The organism is Saccharothrix variisporea, assembly GCF_003634995.1.
Lineage (GTDB): Bacteria > Actinomycetota > Actinomycetes > Mycobacteriales > Pseudonocardiaceae > Actinosynnema > Actinosynnema variisporeum.
The window spans coordinates 595,060-619,219 of sequence record NZ_RBXR01000001.1; the positions used below are offsets into that span (position 1 = coordinate 595,060).

At 73.3% G+C, this 24,160-nt stretch carries 22 protein-coding genes; 12 read left to right on the forward strand and 10 right to left on the reverse strand.

The genetic code is table 11. The annotated features are described in order from the left end of the window. Positions 1-161 precede the first annotated feature (161 nt). Positions 162-1,427 carry a DNA sulfur modification protein DndB gene (locus DFJ66_RS02715; protein ID WP_121217615.1) on the forward strand — a complete coding sequence of 422 codons (1,266 nt, stop codon included), beginning with the start codon at positions 162-164 and terminating at the stop codon, positions 1,425-1,427. 74 nt (positions 1,428-1,501) lie between these two features. Here DFJ66_RS02715 and DFJ66_RS02720 read toward each other — a convergent pair whose 3' ends face one another. Beyond that, positions 1,502-2,341 carry an alpha/beta fold hydrolase gene (locus tag DFJ66_RS02720; protein ID WP_246029547.1) on the reverse strand — a complete coding sequence of 280 codons (840 nt, stop codon included), beginning with the start codon at positions 2,339-2,341 and terminating at the stop codon, positions 1,502-1,504. Between the two features lie 27 nt (positions 2,342-2,368). Between DFJ66_RS02720 and DFJ66_RS02725 the strand changes: the two genes are divergently transcribed. After that, positions 2,369-2,830: a PPOX class F420-dependent oxidoreductase gene (locus DFJ66_RS02725; protein WP_121217619.1), complete on the forward strand. Its 462-nt coding sequence runs from the start codon at positions 2,369-2,371 to the stop codon at positions 2,828-2,830. On the opposite strand, the gene DFJ66_RS02730 is transcribed toward DFJ66_RS02725, so the two are convergent. Together DFJ66_RS02730 and DFJ66_RS02735 are read right to left on the reverse strand one after the other, a co-directional pair. Then, entirely contained in the window at positions 2,820-3,470 is a 651-nt protein-coding gene (locus DFJ66_RS02730; protein ID WP_170199088.1) for a VOC family protein, read from the reverse strand. The two genes, DFJ66_RS02725 and DFJ66_RS02730, sit on opposite strands and share 11 nt — an antisense overlap. A gap of 28 nt (positions 3,471-3,498) precedes the next feature. After that, on the reverse strand, positions 3,499-5,529 hold the full coding sequence (locus DFJ66_RS02735) for a putative bifunctional diguanylate cyclase/phosphodiesterase (RefSeq protein ID WP_246029548.1): 2,031 nt from the start codon (positions 5,527-5,529) through the stop codon (positions 3,499-3,501). 200 nt (positions 5,530-5,729) lie between these two features. Here DFJ66_RS02735 and DFJ66_RS02740 point away from each other — a divergent pair, with 200 nt between their 5' ends. From DFJ66_RS02740 to DFJ66_RS02760, 5 genes are read left to right on the forward strand one after another with little or no spacing between them, the layout of a single operon-like run. Continuing rightward, complete coding sequence (locus DFJ66_RS02740) at positions 5,730-6,239, forward strand: DUF6886 family protein (RefSeq protein WP_121217625.1); 510 nt, start codon at positions 5,730-5,732, stop codon at positions 6,237-6,239. 48 nt (positions 6,240-6,287) lie between these two features. Then, positions 6,288-6,950 (forward strand): HAD family hydrolase, encoded by a 663-nt coding sequence (locus tag DFJ66_RS44850; RefSeq protein ID WP_121217627.1) that lies wholly within the window; start codon positions 6,288-6,290, stop codon positions 6,948-6,950. Continuing rightward, entirely contained in the window at positions 6,947-7,951 is a 1,005-nt protein-coding gene (locus DFJ66_RS02750; RefSeq protein ID WP_121217629.1) for a phosphotransferase family protein, read from the forward strand. The genes DFJ66_RS44850 and DFJ66_RS02750 overlap by 4 nt, the downstream gene beginning before the upstream one ends. Further along, on the forward strand, positions 7,951-9,162 hold the full coding sequence (locus tag DFJ66_RS02755; protein WP_121217631.1) for an acyl-CoA dehydrogenase family protein: 1,212 nt from the start codon (positions 7,951-7,953) through the stop codon (positions 9,160-9,162). Before DFJ66_RS02750 ends, DFJ66_RS02755 begins: the two co-directional genes overlap by 1 nt. A 47-nt stretch (positions 9,163-9,209) precedes the next feature. Next, the gene (locus DFJ66_RS02760) at positions 9,210-10,037 is read left to right on the forward strand and encodes a M55 family metallopeptidase (RefSeq protein WP_121217633.1); all 828 of its coding nucleotides are present in this window, start codon (positions 9,210-9,212) and stop codon (positions 10,035-10,037) included. Between the two features lie 24 nt (positions 10,038-10,061). Here the strand turns inward: DFJ66_RS02760 and DFJ66_RS44855 are convergent, their stop codons facing one another. Beyond that, complete coding sequence (locus tag DFJ66_RS44855) at positions 10,062-10,913, reverse strand: helix-turn-helix domain-containing protein (RefSeq protein WP_281276596.1); 852 nt, start codon at positions 10,911-10,913, stop codon at positions 10,062-10,064. 61 nt (positions 10,914-10,974) lie between these two features. On the opposite strand from DFJ66_RS44855, the gene DFJ66_RS02770 reads away from it, so the two are divergent. Continuing rightward, on the forward strand, positions 10,975-12,330 hold the full coding sequence (locus DFJ66_RS02770; protein WP_246029549.1) for a serine hydroxymethyltransferase: 1,356 nt from the start codon (positions 10,975-10,977) through the stop codon (positions 12,328-12,330). Here DFJ66_RS02770 and DFJ66_RS02775 read toward each other — a convergent pair. Continuing rightward, positions 12,287-13,270: a helix-turn-helix transcriptional regulator gene (locus DFJ66_RS02775; RefSeq protein WP_170199090.1), complete on the reverse strand. Its 984-nt coding sequence runs from the start codon at positions 13,268-13,270 to the stop codon at positions 12,287-12,289. The genes DFJ66_RS02770 and DFJ66_RS02775 overlap by 44 nt on opposite strands. Positions 13,271-13,334: 64 nt before the next feature. Here DFJ66_RS02775 and DFJ66_RS02780 point away from each other — a divergent pair, with 64 nt between their 5' ends. After that, complete coding sequence (locus DFJ66_RS02780; protein WP_121217640.1) at positions 13,335-14,423, forward strand: epoxide hydrolase family protein; 1,089 nt, start codon at positions 13,335-13,337, stop codon at positions 14,421-14,423. After that, positions 14,420-15,487, forward strand: coding sequence for a winged helix DNA-binding domain-containing protein (locus tag DFJ66_RS02785; RefSeq protein ID WP_246029550.1), 1,068 nt, complete (start codon positions 14,420-14,422; stop codon positions 15,485-15,487). The genes DFJ66_RS02780 and DFJ66_RS02785 overlap by 4 nt, the downstream gene beginning before the upstream one ends. A gap of 16 nt (positions 15,488-15,503) precedes the next feature. On the opposite strand, the gene DFJ66_RS42425 is transcribed toward DFJ66_RS02785, so the two are convergent. Next, the gene (locus DFJ66_RS42425; protein WP_170199092.1) at positions 15,504-16,730 is read right to left on the reverse strand and encodes a coiled-coil domain-containing protein; all 1,227 of its coding nucleotides are present in this window, start codon (positions 16,728-16,730) and stop codon (positions 15,504-15,506) included. 153 nt (positions 16,731-16,883) lie between these two features. Beyond that, positions 16,884-17,948 (reverse strand): helix-turn-helix domain-containing protein, encoded by a 1,065-nt coding sequence (locus DFJ66_RS02795; RefSeq protein ID WP_121230550.1) that lies wholly within the window; start codon positions 17,946-17,948, stop codon positions 16,884-16,886. A gap of 100 nt (positions 17,949-18,048) precedes the next feature. On the opposite strand from DFJ66_RS02795, the gene DFJ66_RS02800 reads away from it, so the two are divergent. Further along, positions 18,049-19,248 (forward strand): MFS transporter, encoded by a 1,200-nt coding sequence (locus tag DFJ66_RS02800; RefSeq protein WP_211350947.1) that lies wholly within the window; start codon positions 18,049-18,051, stop codon positions 19,246-19,248. On the opposite strand, the gene DFJ66_RS02805 is transcribed toward DFJ66_RS02800, so the two are convergent. Further along, positions 19,232-20,116, reverse strand: a complete 885-nt coding sequence (locus DFJ66_RS02805) for a LysR family transcriptional regulator (RefSeq protein WP_121217644.1) — start codon at positions 20,114-20,116, stop codon at positions 19,232-19,234. The genes DFJ66_RS02800 and DFJ66_RS02805 overlap by 17 nt on opposite strands. Before the next feature lie 88 nt (positions 20,117-20,204). Here DFJ66_RS02805 and DFJ66_RS02810 point away from each other — a divergent pair, with 88 nt between their 5' ends. Further along, positions 20,205-21,452 (forward strand): MFS transporter, encoded by a 1,248-nt coding sequence (locus tag DFJ66_RS02810; RefSeq protein WP_121217646.1) that lies wholly within the window; start codon positions 20,205-20,207, stop codon positions 21,450-21,452. Here the strand turns inward: DFJ66_RS02810 and fxsT are convergent. After that, on the reverse strand, positions 21,400-23,595 hold the full coding sequence (gene fxsT, locus DFJ66_RS02815; protein ID WP_121217648.1) for an FxSxx-COOH system tetratricopeptide repeat protein: 2,196 nt from the start codon (positions 23,593-23,595) through the stop codon (positions 21,400-21,402). The two genes, DFJ66_RS02810 and fxsT, sit on opposite strands and share 53 nt — an antisense overlap. Continuing rightward, positions 23,592-24,014, reverse strand: a complete 423-nt coding sequence (locus DFJ66_RS02820) for a hypothetical protein (RefSeq protein WP_121217651.1) — start codon at positions 24,012-24,014, stop codon at positions 23,592-23,594. The genes fxsT and DFJ66_RS02820 overlap by 4 nt, the downstream gene beginning before the upstream one ends. Between the last annotated feature and the right edge of the window lie 146 nt (positions 24,015-24,160).

A 24,160-nucleotide genomic window follows, 5' to 3' on the forward strand; every position in this document is an offset into this window, starting at 1 on the left:
GTGTGGCAGGGAAGGCACCGGGGTCGGCGTGAGCGACTGACACAGAACCATGCTGGAATTCGAATAGATTAGCAACCAATCATGTCAAATAAGCGCTAAACATGTAGAGTTTGGCGCACTCGGCCACTACTTGGCGTTAAATCTCCTCTTAGGACCTTGATGTGAGCATTACTATCGATCCACTACGACTCTCGAAGCCACAGGACTCCAGCACCTACCTGGCAATAAGAACCAACCAGGGTGGTCGTGCGGTGTACAGCACGCGCGTACCGTTGCTGGACTTGCCCACGATCCTCCCGGTGCCCGACCCCAACGACGTCGACAAGGACAACCGCAAGGTCGACCGGCTGCACGCCAAGCAGTTCGGGGAGTACCTCGACTCCAAGCAGGACTGGGTTGCGCCGGCGCTGTTGGCACGTGACGGTGGCGGCTGCACGTTCGAGCAGGTCGACGGGCATGGCGCGGTCGGCTACCTCACCATTCCCTGGGCCATCGGCGGAATCGCCACCTTGCGGACGATCGACGGTCAGCACCGCGTACTGGGTGTTTCGATCGAGAAGCAGCGCATCACCGTGGCGATCTCTGCCATCGATCGCGAGTTGGCGCGCAAGGTCAGTGTCGACAAGGCCGCGAAGCTCCGGGTCGAGCGGGAGAACCTGGTCGGCCGCATGAACAGGCTGAAGAACGAGTTCATCGGCCTGGACATCTACGTGGAGCCCGATCCCATCAAAGCGCAACAGATGTTCGTCGATGTTGCAGACAACGCCAAGGGCATCAGCAGCGCCGTCCGTGCCCGTTTCGACAACTACAAGATCGCCAACCGCACCTTGGGCGATGTGATCGACCACCCGCTGCTGAAGGGGCGCGTCGATGCGGAGCAGGACCGCATGACGCTGAAGAACCCCAACTTGATGGGCGCGAAGCACGTCGCCGACATCACCCGCGCCATCATCGCCAAGCCCGGTGGTCGTGTCGGCAAACGGGCGGAGCAGACGCTCACCGACGGCGAGGTCATCGAGCAGGTGAAGGACTTCCTCGACGTCATCTCCACCGCCTTCACCGGCTTGTCCGCCATCACCGAGGATGACCCCGACGCCGAGCGTGTTCCCGGCGAGCTGACCAAGGCCCAGCAACTGCGACGCAATTCGCTGCTCGGCTCGGTGGGCATGCTGCGGGTGTTGGGCGGAGTGTTCCGCGACCTGCGCACGGGGGACAACCCCGTCGAACTCGGCGACATCACGGAGTTCTTCAAGCGGCTCGACCCGCACATGACGGCCCCTGTCGACGAATCGAGCATCTGGCGAACGACCGAGGCTCACATCGACTTCGAGCCCAACGCTTCGGCCCCGATCATGCGGACACAGAACATCATCCACCTGGTCGGCGTGATTTCGGGCTGGTACCGGAGGCCACCGGCATCGCTCTAGCCCTTGAGTCAGAGTTCATCTCCGCCGGTCGTGGTCGGTGGCAGCCCAGGGCCAGCCACCGACCGCGGGCGGGGTCAGGTCAGGAAGGCGGCCAGGCGCTTGACCAGGAACTCCGGGTCGTCGATCCACGGGAAGTGGCCCGCCCCCGGCTGCTCGGTGTACTCCGCGCCCGGGATCAGTTCCGCCAGCTGCCGCACCAGGTGGGGCGGGGACACCGGGTCCACGCCGCCCGCGTACACCAGGACCGGGATCGCCAGGTCGGCCAGCGCGCGGCGGGTGTGGCCGGGGCTGAACGCGCCTTCCGCCCAGTAGCCCTGCTGCGCCTCCTTCGAGCGCTCGGCGTCCTCGGCCGCTGCGTGGGCCTGGGCCGCCGGCGTCCAGGAGCCGTAGAACAGCGGGGCGGCGGCGAGGCGGTTGGTCAGGGAGTCGTCGCCGGCCGACCACGCCCGCAGCGCGCGCACCGCGTCGGCGTGCCACGGCTGGTGCGCGTGCACGGCCAGGTGGTCGGCCCAGTCCTCCTCGGTGGGGCTCAGGCCGGCCGCGCGCAGCGCCGGGGTCAGCAGCACCAGGCTCGACAGGTGGTGCGGGAAGTGCTCGGCGTAGGCCATCGCGATGCCGGCGCCGGCCGAGTGCCCGAGCAGGTCCAGGCGCTCCAGGCCCAGGTGCTGCCGCAGGGCCTCCACGTCCAGGGCCAGCCGGTCGCGGCGGTAGGTCGACGGGTCGGCCGGCTCGTCGGAGGAGCCGGTGCCGCGGTTGTCCAGCAGCACCAGGGCGCGGTGCGCGGACAGGCCACCCAGCTCGCCCAGGTAGGACACGGCGCGTCCGGCGCCGCCGGGCAGGCACACCAGCGGCTCGCCGTCGCCGACCACGCGGTAGGCCAAAGCGGTGCCGTCGTAGGAGGAGAAGCGGGGCATGGGCACATCCTCTCCTACGCTGATCCGATGCCGAGGACCGCCACCGCGCACACCCCCGACCGGGCCGGGCTGCTGGAGTTCCTGCGCCCCCGCCACCGCGCCCTGCTCGTCACCACCCGCCGCGACGGGCGACCCCAGACCTCACCGGTCACCTGCGGGGTCGACGACGCCGGCCGGGTCGTGGTGTCCACGTACCCTCAGCGCGCCAAGGTCCACAACGCCCGCCGCGACCCGCGCGTGTCGCTGTGCGTGCTCTCCGACGACTGGGACGGCCCCTACGTGCACCTCGACGGCACCGCCGAGGTGCTCGACCTGCCCGAGGCGCTGGAACCGCTGGTGGACTACTACCGGTCGATCTCCGGCGAGCACCCCGACTGGGACGACTACCGCGCCGCCATGCTCCGCCAGGGCAAGGTGCTGCTGCGGGTCACCATCGACGCGTGGGGGCCGATCGCCACCGGCGGGTTCCCGCCCGAACTCAACCGCTGAACGGGCTGGACCACGTCCCGCCCCACCCGGGCGGGTCCTGCAGCACCGCGAACACCGAGCCCGCCGGGTCGGCGATCGACGCCACGACCCCGGTGGGCACCTCGGTCGGCCCGATCGCCACGGTGCCGCCGGTCTCCGCCGCCACCTCGCACGCCTTGGCCACGTCGGGCACGGCGAAGTAGCACACCCACCGCTGCTGCTCGCCCACCAACCGGCCCGCCACCGCGCGCGCGTCGGTGTCGTAGACGGTGAACGGCTCGTCCGGGGTGCGTGCCGCCCACCCCAGCTCACCGGTCCAGAACCCGTCGTCCGCGGCGCCCATGAACTCCACCCAGCACGGCTCGCCCGCCCGCGGCTCGGGCGCCCACGGCCCGTGCAGCACCCGACCGGAGTCCACCGCCGCGCCCTCGCGCAGCTCACGCGGCCGCGTGCCGGCGAACACCACCCGGTACCCGTCGGAGCCGGGCCGCACCCGCAGCGCCAGCCGGTCACCCACCCAGCCGCTGAACACCCCGTCCGGCTCGGGGATCACCACCCAGCCCAGCAGGAACGCGTAGAAGTCGGCGATCGGCTCGGGGTCGGGGACGGCCAGTTCGACGCGGCGCACACCGCGCGACGGGCTCGGGGAGGGTTCGGACACGGCGGCGGGGTCCCATCGGCGGGGGTGATCAGGAACGCGCCCCATCCTCCGCACCCACCCGGGGTGACGACAATGCTCCGTTCGGACCCACGCCATCACCCGAAAGGAGCTGTGTCAGCGGGATCGCGCGACCCAGGTGGAAACCCTGCCCGACCCGCACCCCCAACCGGGTCAACGTCTCCACCTGCGCCGGCCGCTCCACCCACTCCGCCACCGCCGACAACCCCAGGCCGCGGGCGATCTCCACGATCCCCGACACCAGCACCGCGTCGGTCGAGCGCTCGTCGATGCCGCGCACGAACTCGCCGTCGATCTTGATCCCGGTGATCGGCAGGTGCTTCAGGTGCACGAACGACCCGAACCCCGAGCCGAAGTCGTCCAGGGTGATCCGGCAGCCGAACCCGCGCAGCTGCAACGCCAACGCCCGCGCCGCGTCCAGGTTCGTCACCGCCGCGGTCTCGGTGATCTCCAGACCGAGCCGGCCCGGCGCGACCCCGGCGGTGGACAGCCGGTCGAGCACGAACCCGCCGAAGTCCTCGTCCTCCAGCGTCCGGCCGGAGATGTTGACGTTGAACTTCAGGTCCACGGACGGGTGGCGCACCAGCGCGTCGATCGCCGTGGACAGCACCCACCGGTCGATGTCGAGCACCAGGTTGGACCGCTCCGCCTCCGCGAGGAACTCCGCCGGACCCAGCGGCGGGTCCTGGTGGTCCTCCAGCCGCAGAAGCAGCTCGTGACCCAGGGTCTTCCCGCTGGCCAACTGCACCATCGGCATGGCGTGCAGCGCGAACCCGCCGTTCTCCAGCGCCGCGCGCAACCGGTCCATCACCGACACCCGTTTCGCGGTGTCGGCGTAGTGACCCGGCTCGTAGACGGTGACCCGGTTGCGGCCCGCCGCCTTCGACGCGTAGAGCGCGAGGTCGGCGTTGGCCAGCACCAGCTCCCACGTGTCCCCGGCCCCGTACTCGGCCACCCCCGTCGAGACCGTCACCCGCGCGGACACCGCGACCAGCGGCAACGCCGCCACCGCGTCCCGCAGCCCCTCCGCGACCGCCTGCGCCTTCTCCGGCGGGCAGCCCGGCAGCACCACCGCGAACTCGTCCCCGCCCAGCCGCCCGATCAGCCCCGACCCGGACAGCCGCGACCGCAGCGTCCCGGCCAGGGTCTTCATCAACCGGTCGCCCACCGCGTGGCCGCGCAGGTCGTTGACGTCCTTGAAGTTGTCCAGGTCCAGCAGCAGCAACGACCCCTGCCCGCCGCTCGCCAGCTGGCGCTCCAGCTCCCGGGTCACCGCGCGCCGGTTCGCCAGGCCCGTCAACGGGTCCTGCTCGGCCAGCGCCAACAGCTCGTCGTGCACCCGGCGGGCGTTGGTGATGTCGTGCGCGGTGCCCAACGCGCGCAACGGGGTGCCGTCCTCGGCGGTGATGATCTCGCCGAAGCACTCGAACCAGCGCTCGGTGCGGCGGTCGGCCAGCATCATCCGGTGGGTGTAGGAGAAGCCCGCGCCGGTGCGCATGGCCTCCTCCAGCGTCGCCTGGATCATCGACAGGTCGTCGGGGTGCACCAGCTCGGCGTAGCCGTCGAAGTCCAGCTTGGTGTCGGGCGGGAACCCGAACATCTCCAGCAGCGTGTCCGACCACACCACCCGGTCCTCGGCGATGTGCCACTCCCACGTGCCCATCCGGCCCAGCACCTGCGCGCGGCGCAACGCGTCGGCCTCGTGCGTGGCCTCCAGCTCCCGGTCCCGCCACGCCGTCACGTCCACCACGCGGTAGAGCAGCTCGTCCTCCGAGCCCAGCGGCTGGCAGGTCACCTCCAGCCAGCGGTGCCCCTTGCGGTAGGCCGACGGCGTCAACAACGCCAGCCCGGAGCGGGGCCGTTCCGGGGCGCCGGGCAGCAGCGCGGGCAACGACCTGCCCGCCACCCGGTCCACCGCGACCCCGAGGATCTCCGCCAGCGCCGGGTTCACCCAGCGCAGCACGCCCTGCCCGTCGGTCACACCGAAACCGACATCGGCCCGGTCCAGCACCTCCCGGTGCAACCCGCCGTTGCCGCTCACGCGCCCTCCTCGCCACCCCGCGCGCAATGATGGTGTAGTCCACACACGCCGGGCAAGCCGGCTGTTCACCCACGGCACGCACATCGGCACATCCCGTACGCCGACCCGCACCCGTGCGGTCATCCCGGCGAACCCGGCTCGTGGCCACGCGAGCGAAACCCGGTCGCGCCCGCCGCTCCGTCCCACGACACTGCCGCACCATGCGCCCAGCACCCGGCGAACTCCTGCACTTCTCCGAAGACCCCGGCATCACCCGCTTCGTCCCCCACGTCGCCGCCACCGCCCGCCAACCCGAGGCCTACGTGTGGACCGTCGACCACGACCAGGCCCCCGCCTACTGGTTCCCCCGCCAGTGCCCGCGCGCCATGGCCTGGACCGACCACGACACCCCGCCCGCCGACGCCGACTGGCTGGGCCCCCACCGCGTCCACGCCGTCGAGTACGGCTGGCTGGAGGCGATGCGCACGGTCCGCCTCTACGCGTACCGGTTCGCCGCCGAGCACTTCCGGCCCTTCGGCGACAGCGCCCACGTCGCCACCACCCCCGTCACGCCGCTCGGCCCTCCCGAACCCGTCGGAGACCTGTTCGCCCTGCACGAGCACGCCGGCATCGAACTGCGGGTCCTGCCGACGCTGTGGCCGTTCTGGCACCAGGTCACCGCCCGGGAACTGCGGTTCAGCGGCATCCGCCTGCGCAACGCCAAGCCCTGACCAGAGGCACCCATTGCCTACATACCGACCGGTCGGTACCCTCGCGGCGTGGCTGACAACGAGCGTCGGGTCGACGCGGTCGTGCTGGACTGGGGCGGCGTGCTCACCGTCTCCGTGCCCGCGTTCATCCAGGACTGGCTGACCCGCGAGAACATCGACCGCGACCGCTACAGCGCGACCATGCGCGCCTGGATGGGCCGCGACGCCGCCCCGGACAACCCCGTGCACCGGCTGGAGACCGGCGAGCTGGCCGCCGACGAGTTCGAGGCGCTGCTGGCCGCCGAGCTCACCACCCTCGACGGCCGCGAGATCGCCGCCCAGGGCCTGCTGCGCCGCATGTTCGGCAGCGCCACCCCCGACCCGGCGATGGTCGACCTGGTCCGCACCGTCCGCGACACCGGCGTCACCACCGTGCTGCTGTCCAACAGCTGGGGCGAGGGCTACCCCGAGGACCTGCTGCTGGAACTGTTCGACACCATCGTGATCAGCGGGCGCATCGGGTTGCGCAAACCCGACCCGCGCATCTTCACCCACACCCTGGACCTGATCGGCCTGCCCGCCCACCGCTGCGTCTTCCTCGACGACGCCCCGGTCAACGTCGAAGGCGCCCGCGCCGTCGGACTGCACGCCCACCGCCACACCGACGCCGACTCCAGCCGCGCCGTCCTGGCCGACCTGCTCGGGCACGACCTCCTGGGAGCCACGCTGTGACCGACCTGCCCGGCCTGGACCTGCACAAGCTCGCCGCCCACCTCCACACCCCGCCGCTGACCGGCGAACTGATCCCCGGCGGCCGGTCCAACCTCACCTACCGCGTCACCGACGGCGCCAACCGGTGGGTGCTGCGCCGCCCGCCGCTGGGCCACGTCCTGGCCACCGCCCACGACATGGCCCGCGAACACCGCGTCATCTCCGCGCTGGCCGGCACCGCCGTCCCCGTGCCCAAGGTCGAGCACCTGTGCCAGGACCCCGACGTCATCGGCGCCCCGTTCTACCTCATGCAGGAGATGCCCGGCACCGCCCTGCGCCACCGCGACCAGTGCCCCTGGCTCACCCCCGACAAGGCCGCCGCCCTGTCCCACCGCCTGGTCGACGTCCTGGCCGACCTGCACGCCGTGGACCCGCACGCGGTCGGCCTGGGCGACTTCGGCCGCCCCGACGGGTTCCTGCAGCGCCAGGTCACCCGCTGGGGCAAGCAGCTCGACGCCTCCCGCAGCCGCGACCTGCCCGGCATCGACCAGCTGCGCGACCGGCTGGCCGACACCGTCCCCACCTCCGCGCGCGCCACGATCGTGCACGGCGACTACCGCCTGGACAACGTCCTGGTCACCGCCGAGCCGACCGACATCAGCGCCGTCCTGGACTGGGAGATGGCCACCCTAGGCGACCCCCTGGCCGACCTTGGCCTGCTGCGCGTCTACTGGACCGGCGTCGGCCTGGACGACGACCCCGTCACCGGCACCGTGCTCGGCCTGCCCGGCTTCGCCACCGCCGACGAGCTCACCGAGCGCTACGCCACCCGCAGCGGCGCCGACGTCTCCCGACTCGGCTGGTACACCGCGTTCGCCTACTTCAAGCTCGCCGTCATCCTCGAAGGCATCCACTTCCGCTTCACCACCGGCAAGACGGTCGGGGCGGGCTTCGACCAGATCGGGAACCTCACCCTGCCGCTGGTCCGGCAGGGACTCGCCGCCACCGGAGGAGTGCGCTGATGGACTTCGCCTACGACGCCAAGACCCAGGAACTGCGGGAGAAGCTCCTGCGGTTCATGGACGAGCACGTCTACCCCGCCGAACAGATCGCCCACCGCCAACTCGAAGAAGCCGAAGACCCGTGGGCGCGTCCGCCGGTCATCGAAGACCTCAAGGCCGAAGCCCGCCGCCAGGGCCTGTGGAACCTGTTCCTGCCCGACACCGACCACGGCGCGGGCCTGACCAACCTCCAGTACGCGCCGCTGGCCGAGATCACCGGCCGCAGCCCCCACCTGGCCCCGGAAGCGCTCAACTGCGCCGCGCCCGACACCGGGAACATGGAAGTCCTGGCCATGTTCGGCACCGAACAGCAGAAGAAGCAGTGGCTCCAACCCTTGCTCGACGGCGAGATCCGCTCCGCGTTCTGCATGACCGAACCCGACGTCGCCTCCTCCGACGCCACCAACATCGCCACCCGCATCGAACGCGACGGCGACCACTACGTCATCAACGGCCGCAAGTGGTGGTCCTCCGGCGCCATGGCCCCCAACTGCGCCATCTTCATCGTGATGGGCAAGACCGACCCCGACGCCGAACGCCACCGCCAACAGGCCATGATCCTCGTGCCGCGCGACACCCCGGGCGTGCACGTCAAACGCGGCATGCACGTCTTCGGCTACACCGACGCCTCCCACGGCGGCCACGCCGAGATCGTGTTCGACAACGTCCGCGTGCCCGCCGACAACCTCATCGCCGGCGAAGGCGAGGGCTTCGCGATCGCCCAGGCCCGCCTGGGCCCCGGCCGCATCCACCACTGCATGCGCCTGATCGGCATCGCCGAACGCGCCCTGGAACTCATGTGCCGCCGCGCGGTCTCCCGGGTCGCGTTCGGGCAGCCCATCGCACGCCAGGGCGTGGTGCAGGAGTGGATCGCCGAGTCCCGCGTCCGCATCGAACAGGCCCGCCTGCTCGTGCTCAAGACCGCGTGGCTGATGGACACCGTGGGCAACAAGGGCGCCCACACCGAGATCCAGGCCATCAAGATCGCCACCCCGCTGATGGCCGAATGGGTGCTGGACAAGGCCATCCAGGCCCACGGCGCCGGTGGCGTCTCCCAGGACTTCCCCCTGGCCGACCTGTGGGCCCAGGCCCGCACCCTGCGCCTGGCCGACGGCCCCGACGAGGTCCACCGCATGTCCCTGGCCAAGCGGGAACTGAAGAAGTACCTCTGACCGCGTCGCGCCGGCCGTGCCCCCGCGGCCGGCGCTAGGTTGGCGTCATGCGGATCTTGGTCTCGGCCGACATGGAAGGCGCCACCGGCGTCACCTGGACCGACGACGTGCTGCCCGGCACCGAACCGTGGCAGCGGTTCCGGCGCCTGTTCACCTGGGACGTCAACGCCTGCGTCGAGGGCCTGTTCGCCGGCGGCGCGGACGACGTGCTGGTCAACGAAGCCCACAACAACCAGCGCAACCTCCTGCTGGAGGAACTCGACCAACGCGCCCGCATGCTCACCGGCCGCCACAAGCCGCTGTCGATGATGCAGGGCATCGACTCCGGCGTGGACGGCGTGGTGTTCCTCGGCTACCACGCCGGCGCGGGCCAGGAGGGCGTGCTGGCGCACACCTACCTGGAGAACCAGATCACCGGAGTGTGGCTCGACGGCGTCCCCGCGAGCGAAGGCCGCCTCAACGCCGCCCTGGCCGCCGAATACGGCGTGCCCGTCCTGCTGGTCACCGGCGACGACCGCACCTGCGCCGACGCCGCCACCTACGCCCCCGACGCGCAGCTGGTCGAGGTCAAGGAATGCGTCAGCCGCTACGCCGCCATCTGCACACCCCCGGGCGTGACCCAACCCCTGATCACCACCGCCGCCCGCTACGCCACCCGCCGCGCCCGCCGCCACGACCCCCGCACCGGCGCGCACCGCATCGAGGTCGAGTTCGACGCCACCCACCTGGCCGCCGCCGCGGCCGTCGTGCCCACCGTCGAACTCCTGGCACCCCGCCGCGTGGGCTTCGACGCCGCCTCCATGACCCTGGCCATGCAGGCGTTCAAAGTCGTCACCGCCATCGCCGCCGGCGCCGTGGAAGGCATCTACGGCTGACCGCAACTACACCCGGCCGCGCGGCTACGGCCGGCCGCGCCGGGCCAACCGGGCCAGCTTCAACGCCAGGTGCAGCTCCAGCCGCGCCCGCCCGTCCGCCGGGTCCCGGCCCGTCACCTCCGCGATCCGCCCCAACCGGTAGTACAGCGACGTCCGGTGCAGGTGCAGCGCCGCCGCCGTCGCCCGCGCGTCGCACCCCGAGTCCAGGTAAGCCTCCAAAGTGGACAGCAACGTCGGCGACAACCCCGCCAGCACCTCACCCGCCGGAGCACCCAACAGCAACCGGTACGCCCCCAGCTCCGACCACCGCGCCACCCGCGGCAACGACGGGTCCAGCGCCGACAGCTCCGCCGCCGCCACCGCCTGCTGGTAGGCCGCGCCCGCCCGCTCCGGCGGGTGCGGGTCGCTCACCCCCACGTGACCGGCCAGGTCGGGCACCGGCTCACCGGCCTGGACCGTCCGCACCACCCGCGGCTCCCACCCGACCACCACCCGCACCGGCGAGGAGTCCCCGACCCGCACCGCCGCCGCCAACGCCGGCAGGTACCCGGCCACCACCTCGACGTCGACCTCCGCGCCCAACACCCACAGGAACCCCACCAACGCCCCGCCCCGCCGCAACGGGAACCCCACCCGCTGCGCGAACCCCAGCTCCGCGTTCGCCGGCACCCGCACCGGCCCGGTCGCCTCCGCCACCCCGTGCCGGTCCTGCCACGCCGCCACCTCCGGCGGCACCCGCCGCGCCAGGATCGCCCGCACCCGCGCCGGGTCCACCTCGTCGGTCTGCGCGCTGTGCGCCACCACCCGGCCGGACACGTCGTCCACCGACACCCCGCGCCCCAACGCCCGCGACAGCTCGTCCAGCAGCTCCTGCACTCGACAAATGTAGGAAAACCTCGCGACCCGCCGCGCACCCCGCCACGCCTACCGTCGACACGTGACCGACACCGTGACCACCAGCAGGATCGCCCCGTGGGCCTCGCCGCGCGCCCAGCGCCGCCTCGCGCAGGTCGAAGCCGCCGTGTCCGCCGACCTGAGCCCGGCCGGCGTCGCCGCCACCGTCCGCACGGCCCTCGACGCGCACGCCGCCCAGGTCGACCACGACGGCATCGTGCTCTACGCGGGCACCAACATCCCCAGCCCCGCCGCCGCGTCGGCCACCCTGCCCACCCTGTCGGGCCGGCCCAGCATGGGGTGGCCGGGCGAGAAGTACCAGGTCGGCCTCGACCACCTGGACACCCTCGAAGTCCTCGCCCCGCTGCTGGTCGCCGACCTCATGGAAGGCGCGCACGCCGAGGTCCGCCTCCAGAGCGCCACCCTGGCCAACCTCGCCGTCTACACCGCCTTCGCCGCACCCGGCGACACCATCGCCGTGCTCCCCGAAGCCGCCGGCGGCCACGCCAGCCACCACGCCCAGGGCGTCCCGGCCGTGCGCGGCCTGACCGTGGTCGACCTGCCCTACGACCCCGTCCGCCTCGACCTCGACTACCCGGCACTGCCGGGTTTCCTGCGCGAACACCGCCCGAAGGTCGTCGTCATCGGGGCGAGCATGATGCTGTTCCCGCACGACGTCGCCGCCGTCCGCGCCGCCGCCGACCAGGTCGGCGCGATCCTGCTCTACGACGCCTCCCACATGGCCGGACTCGTCGCCGGCAAGCTGTTCCAGCGCCCGCTGCACGAAGGCGCGCACGTGCTCACCTTCTCCACCTACAAGTCCTTCGGCGGACCCTCCGGCGGCTGCGTCGTCACCCGCGACCCCGAGCTCGCCGAACGCGTCTCCACCGTCGCCTACCCCGGCATGCTCGCCAACTACGACGCCGGCCGCCTGGGCGCGCTCGCCGTCACCGCCGCCGAACTCGCCGCTGACGGCACCGCCTACGCCCAGGCCTGCGTCACCAACGCCCAGACCCTCGCCGCGGCCCTGGCCGCCGAAGGGTTCCCGGTCGTCGGCCGCGACGGCGAACACACCCGCTCCCACCACCTCGCCATCGACGCCCACGACCTCGGCGGCGGCGACGCCGCGGGCCTGCGGCTCGGCGACGCCGGCATCTACCTGTCCGGCATCGGCCTGCCCTGGCAGCACCCCGACGAAGGACTGCGCGGCCTGCGCATCGGCACCCAGGAGATCACCCGCCTCGGCTTCACCCCCGCCGACCAACCCCGCATCGCCCACCTCATGCGCCGCGCCCTGCTCGACCGCGAGGCCCCCGAGCGGGTCCGCGCCGACGCCATCGCCCTGCGCCGCGAAGTCAACTCCCGTCAGACCGACTCCCGCCCGGCCGACTCCCGGTAGGTCGCACCGCCCGCGCGAACCGGTCCGCCAACGCACCCACCCGCTCCACCAGCTCCGGCGGGCCGGTCACCGTGAAATCCGCGTCCAGCATCCCCAGGTACACCGCCAACAACCCCGGCGTGTCCGCACCCACCCGCAGCACGCACCGCCCCTCGTCCACCGCCTCCACCACGGCCTCGGGCACCTTCGCCGCCACCTCCTGCGCCGAGGCCGCCACCAGCACGTCCGCCCGGAACTTCCACGTCGCCGTCACCAACCCCCGCGACACGTAGGCAGCCAGGTCCGGCGACGGCAGCTCCCGCGGCACGAACCGCGGCCCCGTCGGCACCCGCGGCGCCACCCGGTCCGCCCGGAAGGTCCGCCAGTCACCCCGCTCCAGGTCGAACGCCACCAGGTACCAGCGGCCCCGCACGTGCACCAACCGGTAGGGCTCCACCCGCCGCACCGACACCGCCCCCTCGTGCGAGGAGTAGTCGAACCGCAGCACCTCCCGCGCCCGGCACGCCGCCGCCAACGCCGTCACCACCGCAGCCGGCACCGCTGGACCCGCCGACGACACCGGCTCCACCGCGCCGACCAGCCCGTTCACCCGGTGCCGCAACCGCGCCGGCAGCACCTGCTCCAGCTTGGCCAACGCCCGCGCCGAGGTCTCCTCGATCCCCGACACCCCACGCGCGGTGCGCAACCCGATCGCCACCGCCACCGCCTCCTCGTCGTCCAGCAGCAACGGCGGCAGCGCCGCACCCGCACCCAACCGGTAGCCACCTGCCCGTCCCGGCGTCGCGTGCACCGGATAACCCAAGCCCCGCAACCGCTCCACGTCGTTGCGCACGGTCCGCGTGGTCACCGCCAACCGCTGCGCCAACTCCGGCCCCGACCAGTCCCGCGGGGTCTGCAACAGCGACAGCAGCCGCAACAGCCGCGCCGAGGTGTCCGCCATACCCGCGAATTCTGCCGCACAACGCGGAACGAACCTTTCCGCAATGGCTCCTAGCGTGGACCCCATGACGATCACCGAGTTCCGCATCGACATCCCGCAGACCGACGTGGACGACCTGCGCCACCGCCTCACCCACACCCGCTGGCCCCGCCAGACCACCACCGGCTGGCAGCGGGGAGTGCCCGTCGAGTGGCTGCGCGAGACCACCGCGTACTGGGCGCACGACTACGACTGGCGGGCCCGCGAAGCCGAACTCGACGCCTTCCCGCAGTTCACCACCGACGTCGACGGCCGCCGCGTGCACTTCCTGCACGTCCGCTCCGCCGACGCGACCGCCCCCGCCCTGCTGCTCGTGCACGGCTGGCCCGGCTCCCCGGTCGACTTCACCCGCCTGATCCCGCTGCTGCCCGACTACCACCTGGTCGTGCCGTCCCTGCCCGGCTTCGGGTTCTCCGACCCCGGCGGCGGCGTCACCCAGGCCGCGCACGCACTCGGCGTCGTCATGGAACGCCTCGGCTACGACACCTACTTCGCCCAGGCCGGGGACGCCGGCGCGGGCGTGGTCGGCGCGTTGAGCACCCTGCACCCCGAGCGGGTGCGCGCGATCCACGTCAACGGCCCCAGCCCCATGCCCTTCGGCCCGCCCCTGGACCCCGACCGGTTCACCGGACGCGACCGCGGACGGGCACAGCGGTTCAACGCCCTGCGCGAGACCGGCCTGGGCTACCTCCAACTCCAGACCACCCGCCCGCACACCCTCGGCTACGGCCTCACCGACTCCCCGGTCGCGCAACTGGCGTGGATCGCCGAGAAGTACGCCGAGTGGACCGACCCCGCCCACCCGCTGCCCGACCAGGCCATCGACCGCGACCTGCTGCTCACCAGCGCCACCGTCCACTGGTTCACCGGCACCGGCGCCACCTCCGCCCAGTTCCTCTACGAGAGCATGAACTCCGGCGACCCGTGGGCCACCCCCGCCGCCCCGGTCGGGTTCGCCGTCTTCGCGGGCGACCTGGGCATCCGGTCGCTCTACGACCCCGACGGCGTCCTGCCGCACTGGACCGAGTTCGACCGCGGCGGGCACTTCCCGGCCATGGAAACCCCCGAACTGCTGGCGGCGGACCTCCGGCTGTGGTTCGGTGGCTTCCGGTGATCACCCGACGCGCACTCAACCGCACCCTCCTGCACCGGCAGTCGCTGCTGGAACGCTCCGACCAGCCCGTCACCGCGATGGTCGAGCGGCTGGTCGGCATGCAGGCCCAGGAACCGTTCTCCGCCTACTACGGCCTGTGGTCACGGCTGCGCGGGTTCACCCCCGACGACCTGGGCACCCTGCTCACCGACCGGACCGTCGTGCGCGCCCCGCTGCACCGCGCCACCATCCACCTGGTCACCGCCGCCGACCACGCCCGCGTCGAACCCGTCCTGCGCGACGTGCTGCGCCGCCGGTTCGGCTCCTCGCCGTTCAAAGCCGTCCTGCCCGGCCTGGACCCGGGGGAGTTCACCGCCACCGCGCACGCCCTGCTGGTCGAACGCCCCCGCACCCGCGCCGAGCTCAGCACCGACCTGGCCCGGCACTGGCCCGACCGCGACCCGGAATCCCTGGGCATCGCGGCCACCCACCTGCTGCCCGTCGTCCAGATCCCGCCCCGCGGTGTGTGGGGACGCTCGGGCCGCGCGACCTGGGCCGCCGCCGACCACTGGCTGGGCACCCCCGGCAGCACTCTCGACCCCGCCCCCGACCTGGAGGGATTCCTGCGCCGCTACCTGGCCGCGTTCGGCCCGGCCACCGTCAAGGACATGACCCTGTGGTCCGGCCTGACCCGCCTCAAGGACGTCGTGCGCGGCATGGACCTGCGCGTGGTCCACGACGAGACCGGCCGCGAGCTGTTCGACGTCCCCGACGCGCCCCTGCTCGACCCCGACACCCCGGCCCCCGCGCGGTTCCTGCCCGAGTTCGACAACCTCCTGCTCGGCCACGACGACCGCACCCGCGTGATCTCCGACGAGGACTACCGGCGGGGAATCGTCATCGGCGGCAAACCCACCCTGCTGGTCGACGGCTTCGTCCACGGCACCTGGACCCTCCGCGACGGCTTGGACATCCGGATCTTCCGGCCGCTCACCGACACCCAACGGGAGGACGTCCTGGACGAGGGCACACGACTCCTCAAGTTCGCCGACGCCTCCGGCGAGGTCCGAATCACCGACGCCTGAGCCCGATCCAGGCGACCTACTCTTCGGACCCGGCCCCCTCCCGCCCCTTCTCCCTCAAGGCAGCCAGCTCGGCCGAGGCCCGATCCCACTGGGCCTCGGCCCGCTCGGCCCGAGCCAGGGTCTGCGCCCGAGCCTCCTCCAACGCCGCAACCCGCTCCCGGGTCACCCGCTCGACCTGCTCCACCCGCTCCCGTGCGGCTCGCCGCTCCTCAGCCGCCTCGGCCCGCGCCCGCTCGGCCTCACGCTCAGCCCGAGCCGCCACCTCCCGAGCCCGCACCACCTCAGCCTGAGCCCGCTCGACCTCGACCCGCGCGCGCTCCACTTCCTCCCGCGCCCGCCCCTCCAGCTCGACCCGTGCCCGCTCGACCTGCGCCCGCGCCGCTTCCTCCGCCTTCTCCACCCACTCCTGAGCCTCACCCCGCACCCGCTCGACCACCGCCTCAGCCTCGCCCCGCGCGCGCTCGACCTCGCCGCGGGCCTCCGCTCGCACCCGCTCGATCTCGCCCCGCGTGGCTTCGCGAACCTGTTCGACTTCCTTCACCGCCTGCCTGCGGGCCTGCTCGGCGGCTCGGACGGCGTCGGCCTGGGCCTGCTCGATGCGTGCCTCCGCGTCCCGGCGGATCTCCTCGACCACCGCGGCGGCCTCGGTGCGCGCGGCGGCGATCGCGGCTTCGGCCCGCTGCACCGCCTCGGTGGCCTCGGCCCGCGCCGCGTCACGCTGCTCGAACGCCAGGGCGGCGTCCCGCTCGGCCTGCTCGGCGGCGCGCACCGCGTCCTCGGTGGTCTCCTCGGCCACCCGCCGGGCCTGCTCGGCGTCCCGCCGCCGCCGTTCGGCCTTCGCGACAGCCCCTTCCGCCTCGGCCACCTTCCGCGCGGCCTCAGCCTCGGCCGCCTGCACCTGCGCCTCGGCCACCGCCGGATCCGCGATCGCCGACAACTCGCCCACCGCGGCCCCCAGGGTCGCCGACATCTGCTCGGCCAACACCCGGAACCGCTCCAGCAACTCCTCAGCCTTGATCTTGCCCGCGGTCACCCCCTGCGGCGCTTTCGTCACGGTGACGGTTTCCGCACCGCCGTGCTCTTCCTGCTGAGCCAACCGCTGCCGCTCCCGCCAAGCCCGCCACCGCGTGTGCTCCGGCAAGTCGCAGTACTCCGAAGGCCTCCCCGGCCCGCCACCCCGCAACACCGGCCGCGCGCATCCGGGGTAGTTGCAGGTCGCCGCAGAGCTTTCCGTCGTCGTCACGGCAATATCGTAGCGCTGTTTCGTCATTTCAAACGTTACGACACGCAACGCAACGCTATGCAGGGCGAACAAGGTAACTTCCGATAAGTGAACCTTATCGGAAGTCAGGGCGGGGCCAGGCTAGGCGGCAGCGCTAGGAGTTAGGGCTAGGCGTCAGCGCAGGACGGCGGCGAGGAGGTCGGTGCCCAGCGTGGTCAGGTCGGACAGGTTGAGCGTGTAGCGGACGTAACGACCCTGCCGGTGCGGGGTGAGCAGGCCCGCGCGGCGCAGGACGGCCAGGTGGCGGGACACCTCCGGCGGGGTCAGGTGCCAGGTGTGGGCCAGTTCCCCGGTGGTGTGCGGGCCGCGGGCCAGGGTGCGCAGCAGCCGCAGCCGGATCGGGTGGGCCAGGGCCTCCAAGCGCAGGGTGACGGTGTCGAGTGACACCGGTTCCGCCGGAGTCACCGGGTACTGCACGACCGGCTGCCAGCCCGGCGCGTGCACGACCACCAGGTGGGGGCTGCCGAAGACGCTGGGGATGAAGGTCACCCCGGCACCGTTGGCCGAGGTCGCCTTGTCCTGCACCTTGTCCACGACGATGCAGTCGCCGTCCAGGCTGATCGCGCCGGACACCGAGGCCAGCGCGGCCTGCACGCCCACGCGGGTGAGCAGGTCGTTCTTCAGCCGCAGGTCGGCGGCCAGGCGTGCGGCGACGCCCGGCCACGCGGCGTCGAAGAACGCCTCGGCGCACTGCTCGAGGGTGTCGCGGACCCGGGCGCGCACGGCGGTGGGGTCGGTGAGCAGGCGTTCGGCGAAGGCTTCCTGGCGTGCGCCGCGGGCTTGGGCCAACTCCAGGGCGCGGGCGCGTTCGGTCGGGTCGGTCAGCGGGGAGCGGGTGGCGGCGCGGTGGCCGCCGCACGTGGTGACCAGGGCGGCGGTCACGTAGGTCTCGTCGTCGAGGCGGTCGACGTCGTCCAGTTCCTCGGCCAGCGTCGGCCGGGGCCGGGCCGGGAGCAGGAAGTCGGCCTGGGAGGAGCGCCACAGGAACTCGGCCTCGCGCAGCCGTTCGGCCAGTTCCGGGCGCAGCCCGGCCCACACGTCGGCGGCCCACGCGGCGCGCCGGGGGTGGTGGCCGGGTTCGGCCAGCACGTGCAGCATCGCGGTCAGCTCGGCCAACGGGGAGGCGGCGAACCGCAGCCGCTGCGCGGGTGGTCCGCTGATGTCGATGCGCACGCTCACCGGCACAGCATCGCCGACCGGGTCGCGGGCGGCGGCGTCGGTTGACGGTGTCGGTCAATCGACGTGCTCCGGGACGGTGTCGGGCCGCACCGTCACCGGCATGGTGACCAAGATCGACCCTCGTGCTCTCGTCCGCGCCTCCGGAGGTCCGCGCTACGCCGTCGCGCTGGCCGTGGACGCGTTGGGCACCGGCCTGCTGCGGCCGTTCCTGCTGCTCTACGGCGTGACGGTGCTGGCGTTGTCCCCCGCGGCGACCGGTGTCGCGATGACGGTCGGTGTCGTCGTGGGGCTGGTGTGCATGCCGGGGGTCGGGCGGTGGCTGGACCGGGGCGCGCGCAGCACGGTGGTGGCGGCGTCGATGCTGGTGCGGCTGCTCGGGGCCGTGCTGCTGCTGGTCACCCCGGCGGGGGACGTGTGGGTGTTCGGGGTGGCGGCGTTGTTGCTCGGTGTGGGCAACCAGGCGTTCCCGGCCGCGCACGCCGCCTTGGTCGCCACGGTCGCCCACGGCCGGGAGCGGGACGCGGCTCTGGCGGGTGCTCGGTCCCTGCGCAACGCCGCGTTGGGTGTCGGGGCGCTGGTCGCGATGGCGGCCCTGGCGGGTGGGCCGGGCGCGATGCAGGTGCTGGCGGCCGGGACCGGGATGGCGTACCTGGTGGCGGCGGTGGTGGCGTGGTCGGTCCACGTGCACGCCGATCCGTCCGCCGGCGCGGCCGAGGAGGGCGGGGACGTGACCGGGATGTGGGGGCTGTTGGCGGCGAACGTGGTCTACGTGTTCTGCCTCAACGTCCCCGAGATCGCGTTGCCGCTGGTCCTGGTGACGCACCTGGACGCGTCGCCGGTGTGGTCGGCGGTGATCTTCGTGGCCAACACGGTGCTGGTGGTCACCTTGCAGGTCCCGGTGACCGTGGCGATGTCCCGGCTGTCGCGGCGGACCGTGCTGGCGCTGGCCGGTGTGGTGCTCGCCGGGTCCTACCTGGGGTTCCTGGCGGCTTCCGCGCTGGGGCCGTGGGCGGTGGCGGTGGTGTCGGTGGTGTGCACGCTCGGCGAGATCCTCTACGCGGGCAGCGCGACGGCCCTGGTCACGGTGCTGGCGCCGCCCCGGGTGCTGGGGCGCGCGCTGGCCCGCTTCGAGCTGTCCAGCGGTTTCGGTCTGGCCGTCTCGCCCGCGGTGATCACCGGGTTGGCCGCCCACGGCCCGACCGCGTTGTGGGGCGGTCTCGCGGCGGCGACGTTGCTGTCCGCCACCGCCGTCACCCGGGACCGGTCGGCGAGTGCCACACCGGTCAGCGGCACGCGGTGAGGACGGTGGTGCGCAGCCAGCGGTGGGCCTTGTCGCTGTCCAGGCGGGTGTGCCAGAGCAGGGACACCGTCACCTCCGGAGGCGGGAAGGGCAGGGCGAAGGTGTGCAGGCCGGCGCGCAGCGTGGCGGTGTGCCGGTCGGGGACGGTGGCGACCAGGTCGGACGCGCGGGCCAGCGCCACCGCCGCGCCGAAGCCGTCCACGACGGTGACCACGTCCCGGTGGTGGCCGGTCGGGCGCAGCGCCAGGTCGACCAGGCCCTCGGTGAGGCCGCGGCGGGAGACGTTGACGTGGCGGGCGGCGGCGTACCCGGCGGTGGTGACCTCGCCGGTCGACAGGGGGTGTTCGGGGCGGACCACGCCGACGAAGGTGTCGGAGAACAGCGGGGTGCTCAGGACGTCCGGGGGCAGCGGGTCCTCCACGACGGCGGTGTCGAGGTCGACGGTGTCGCGCAGCGGGGCGGTGTCCTTGCCGGCTTTGCGCAGGAACCGCAGCCGCACGCCGGGGGCTCGTGCGCCGACCTCGGCGACCAGGCGCGGGCCGAAGGCTTCGACGAAGCCGTCGCTGCCGCGGATGGTGAAGGTCCTGGTCAGGGTGGGCAGGTCGAGGTGGTGCGCCGGGCTCAGGACGTCCTCGGCCTCCCGGACCAGGGCGCGGACGCGGTCGCGCAGCTCCAGGGCGCGCGGGGTGGGGACCAGGCCCCGGCCGGCCTTGACCAGCAGCGGGTCGCCGGTCGCGCGGCGCAGGCGGGCCAGCGCGCGGCTCATCGCGGACGGGCTCAGGGCCAGGCGGTGGCCGGCGCGGGTGACGCTGCCCTCCTCCAGCAGCACGTCGAGGGTGATCAGGAGGTTGAGGTCGGGGCGGGCCATGCGGCGGACGATACCTGGCGTCGCGTGCACAGGTCCGTTGCGATCTGTGCGTCTTCCGCCACGTGCGGGCCGGACCTACGTTGCGGGCATGAGATCAACCGCAGCCGCGCTCACCGCGCTCTCGTTGTCGATGTTGTTGCCGTCCTTGGGGATCAGCATCGCCAACGTCGCCCTCCCGACCCTGTCCACGGCGTTCGACGCGCCCTTCACCGCCGTGCAGTGGGTGGTGATCGGGTACCTGCTGACGATCACCGTGCTGGTGGTGGCGTTGGGGCGGCTCGGTGACGTGGTCGGTCGGCGGCGGCTGCTGGTGGGCGGCATCGCGGTGTTCGCCGTGGCGACGCTGCTGTGCGGGCTGGCGCCGTCGTTGCCGCTGCTGGTGGCCGGTCGGGCGCTCCAGGGCGTGGGTGCGGCGTGCATGATGGCGCTGACCGTGGCGTTCGTCGGCGAGACCGTGCCCAAGGAGCGCACCGGCAGCGCGATGGGCCTGCTGGGGACGATGTCGGCGGTCGGCACCGCGACCGGTCCGGCGCTGGGCGGGCTGCTCATCGCGTGGTCGGGGTGGCGAGCGATCTTCCTCGCCGTCGCGCCGCTGGCGGTGGTCGCGCTGGTGCTGGCCCACCGGGTGCTGCCCGCGACGCCGCCGCGTCCGGCGCAGCGCACCGGCGCGGTGTTGCGGGAGGTGCTGCGGGACCGGGTGCTGGTGGCCGGGTTGACCACGAGCGCGCTGGTGTCGGCGGTGATGATGACGACGCTGGTGGTCGGTCCGTTCCACCTGACGGGGGTGCTGGGGCTGGCGCCGGCGCTGGTCGGTCTGGTGATGTCGGCGGGCCCGGCGGTGTCGGCGCTGACCGGGGTCCCGGCCGGTCGCGCCACGGACCGGTTCGGCACGCGGGCGATGGTGTTGGCGGGGCTCGGCGGGATCGTGGGCGGGTCGCTGGTGCTGGCCTTCATGCCGCCCGCGGTCGGGGTCGTGGGGTACGTGCTGCCGCTGGTCGTGGTGACCGCGTCGTACGCGGTGTTCCAGGCGGCGAACAACACCGGCGTGATGAAGGACGTCCCGGCTCGCGACCGGGGCCTGGTGTCGGGGATGTTGACGCTGTCGCGCAACGTGGGGCTGATGAGCGGCGCGTCCCTGATGGGCGCGGTCTTCACCTTCGCCGCCGGCACGTCCGACGTCACCGGGGCCGCGGCGGCGGAGGTGGCGCGGGGGACGCGGTGGACGTTCGTCGTGGCGGCGGGGCTGGTCGCGGTGGGTGTGGCCGTGGTGCTGCGGGCCCGGGTCAGGACGAGCGCAGCACCCAACGCCACCGGGCCAGCGCGCGCCGGGTCGTGACGGTGTGCGGGTGCTCCGCGCCCAACACCCGGGACCGGTCTTGCAGCAACTGCTCCAACGCCGTCACCGCGGCGGTCGGGTCGCCGGCGTCGCCCCGCGAGTAGGCGATGTTGTGGCGGGTGGTGAAGGTGTGCGGGTGCTCGGCGCCCAGCACGCGCAGGTGGTCGTCCAGCAGGGCTTCCAGGGCGGCCACCGCGCCGGCGTGGTCCCCGGCCCGGCCGCGCCAGAAGGCGATGTTGGCCCGGGTGGTCAGCGTCTCGGGGTGGTCGGCGCCCAGCACCCTCGACCGGTCGGTCAGCAGTGCCTCCAGCGCGGCCATCGCCCCGGCCGGGTCGCCGGCTTCCCCGCGCCAGTAGGCCAGTTCGTGCCGCGAGGTGAGGGTGAGCGGGTGGTCCGGGCCCAGCAGGCGCGACCGCAGCGCCACCAGTTCCTCGAACTCGGCGACGGCCTGCGCCGGACGGCCGGCCGCGCCTTGGCGACGCGCGATGTTGTGGCGGGTCCGCAGCGTGCTCGGGTGTTCGTGACCCACCACGCGTCTCTGGTCGCGCAGCACCTCCTCCAGTCCGCGCAGCGCGCCCGCGGTGTCGCCCGCCTCGCCCTGCCAGTACGCGGTGTAGTAGCGGACCGCCATCGCGTCGGGGTGGTCGCGGCCCAGCCGGTGGGCGACCGCCGGGTGCAGGGCGCGGTAGTAGGTGTGCGCGGCGGTGACCTGGCCGCTGTCGCCCAGGCTGTTGCCGTGCCGGAACACCAGGTGGTGGCACTCCGACGACCACAGCGCCGGTCCGGCCACGTCGATCAGGGTGGACGCGTTCGCGCGCAGGGTCTTGGCCAGCGCCGCGTCGTGCTCGACGGCCGGCCACGCGTGCAGGAGCGCGTCGGCCACCGCGCGGGCCAGGGTGTCGCCGAGGTCGGCGGGGTACTCGTCGCGGACGGCGCGCTGGACCAGGGCGTGCACGCGGACCGACGCGCGGGGCGAGGCGGGGTCGAAGGTGACCAGGCTGAGGCGGTGCAGGCAGGTCAACGCGTCACGGGCGCGTTCGGCGTCCACCGCGCCGCCGCCGACGTGCCGCAGGTGGGCGAGCACGGGTGGGGTCGTCAGGACGTCGAGGGGCACTCCGTTGGGGTCCAGCAGCGCGAGCGCGGCCAGCAGCGGCGCGGCCAGTCCGGCGGGTTCGAGCCGGTCGGCCAGTTCGACGCTCAACGACCACGTGGCGGCCACGGTGGTGCGGTGCCGGTCGGGTAGGGCGGCCTGCTCGGGCAGGACCGAGGCGAGGGTGCGCTGCCGGTCGGTGAACCGCGCCAGGTACTCGGCGCAGGTCAGGTGGCGGTCGGCGAGGTAGGCGGCGGCCTGGGCCAGCGCCAGCGGGAGGTGCCCCAGCGCGTGGGCGAGGTCGGCGGCGGCGCCGGTGCGGCGCGCGTCGGCGGCGAGCTTGCGTTGCAGGTAGGCGACCGATTCGCGCGGGTGGAACAATCCGACGTCCCACACGCGGCTGCCGGCGTGGCGCAGGGCCGCGTCGCGGCGGCGGGTGGTGACGACGGTCTGCCCGGTCGGTGTCTCGGGCGGCCACAGGTCGTGCAGGTCGGAGGGGCGGCGCACGTCGTCGAGCACCACCAGCCAGCGCGCGGGGGTCGTGGCCAGCCAGTCGAGGAACCGGTGGGCGCACACCTCCTCGGAGCCCCGGTGGACCCCGGTCAGCTCGGCGCCCAACCGGGCGTAGTCGGTGACGACCTCTTCCCGCGACGCCGCCGTGATCCACACCAGGAGGTCGACCTCCCCGCGGCTCCACGCGCGTTCGGCGTGCTCGGCGGCCAACTGCGTCTTGCCCACGCCGCCCAGACCGGACAACACGGCGGTGTGGAGGCGGGCGGGTGGCGGGGCGGCCAACGCCTCGCTCAGCTCCGCGCCGATCGAGCGGTGCTGGAACGCCTCGGCGCGCGGGGGCAGGCGGGCGGTCCGGAAGGGCAGGCCGACCTCGGGGTGCGGCGCCGGCGGGCCGTGGGCGGACTGGACGACGTCGCCGTGGATCACGCCCGCCTGCAGGACCGGGGCGCGGGGCGTGCCGCGGGCGGTGTTGGCCACCACGCCGTCCCTGCGGCCTCGGCGCCGCTCCGGCCGCGAGGCCGCCGACCACCGGTCGGTCATGTCGCGGCGGCGGTCGTCGGTGGCTGGCCCGGGACCTCGGCGACGGTCGTGCCCCGGTCGTGGTCCTCGGCGGGTGTCGTGGCCCGGTCGGGTCCGCCGGCGTTCGGCGCGTCCCCGTCCGGCGGGTCCGGCCAGCTCAGCACGGCGGCGACGACCTCGACCACCGTCCCGGCGACCTCGCGGTGCGGTTCGATCTGCCCGAGCGAGTCGTCCGCGCGGTAGGCCTCGGCGTCGTCCTCGGCCCGCACCAGGACCACGTCGGCCCCGCCGCCCCAGTCGTGCCGGTAGCGCAGGCCGGCCAGACCGTGGTCGTCACGGATCTCCCGGCCCTGGAAACCCTTGTCGTGCAACGCCTTGAGCGCCGTGATCGCCTCGGGGTCCGGCTCGGGGAACTCCGTGTTCGGCGGCATCGACCGCATCGCCCAACCTCCTGCTCACCAGCGGGGCAGGCGGTCGACCGCCTGCCACCGCGAGGGCATGGGCGGGGTCTCCCGACCGGACGCGCCGCTTGGTGTCCGACCCGGGCGCGGCGGACCGCGCTGCCGGTCGGAAGCGACCCGCCGCT

Bases quoted from the DNA above. Each gene is read 5' to 3' on its own strand.
- DFJ66_RS02720 (WP_246029547.1), bottom strand. From the start codon at position 2,341: ATGCCCCGCTTCTCCTCCTACGACGGCACCGCTTTGGCCTACCGCGTG.
- DFJ66_RS02725 (WP_121217619.1), top strand. From the start codon at position 2,369: ATGCCGAGGACCGCCACCGCGCACACCCCCGACCGGGCCGGGCTGCTG.
- DFJ66_RS02740 (WP_121217625.1), top strand. From the start codon at position 5,730: ATGCGCCCAGCACCCGGCGAACTCCTGCACTTCTCCGAAGACCCCGGC.
- DFJ66_RS02755 (WP_121217631.1), top strand. From the start codon at position 7,951: ATGGACTTCGCCTACGACGCCAAGACCCAGGAACTGCGGGAGAAGCTC.
- DFJ66_RS02760 (WP_121217633.1), top strand. From the start codon at position 9,210: ATGCGGATCTTGGTCTCGGCCGACATGGAAGGCGCCACCGGCGTCACC.
- DFJ66_RS02775 (WP_170199090.1), bottom strand. From the start codon at position 13,270: ATGGCGGACACCTCGGCGCGGCTGTTGCGGCTGCTGTCGCTGTTGCAG.
- DFJ66_RS02780 (WP_121217640.1), top strand. From the start codon at position 13,335: ATGACGATCACCGAGTTCCGCATCGACATCCCGCAGACCGACGTGGAC.
- DFJ66_RS02800 (WP_211350947.1), top strand. From the start codon at position 18,049: ATGGTGACCAAGATCGACCCTCGTGCTCTCGTCCGCGCCTCCGGAGGT.
- DFJ66_RS02805 (WP_121217644.1), bottom strand. From the start codon at position 20,116: ATGGCCCGCCCCGACCTCAACCTCCTGATCACCCTCGACGTGCTGCTG.
- DFJ66_RS02810 (WP_121217646.1), top strand. From the start codon at position 20,205: ATGAGATCAACCGCAGCCGCGCTCACCGCGCTCTCGTTGTCGATGTTG.
- fxsT (WP_121217648.1), bottom strand. From the start codon at position 23,595: ATGACCGACCGGTGGTCGGCGGCCTCGCGGCCGGAGCGGCGCCGAGGC.
- DFJ66_RS02820 (WP_121217651.1), bottom strand. From the start codon at position 24,014: ATGCGGTCGATGCCGCCGAACACGGAGTTCCCCGAGCCGGACCCCGAG.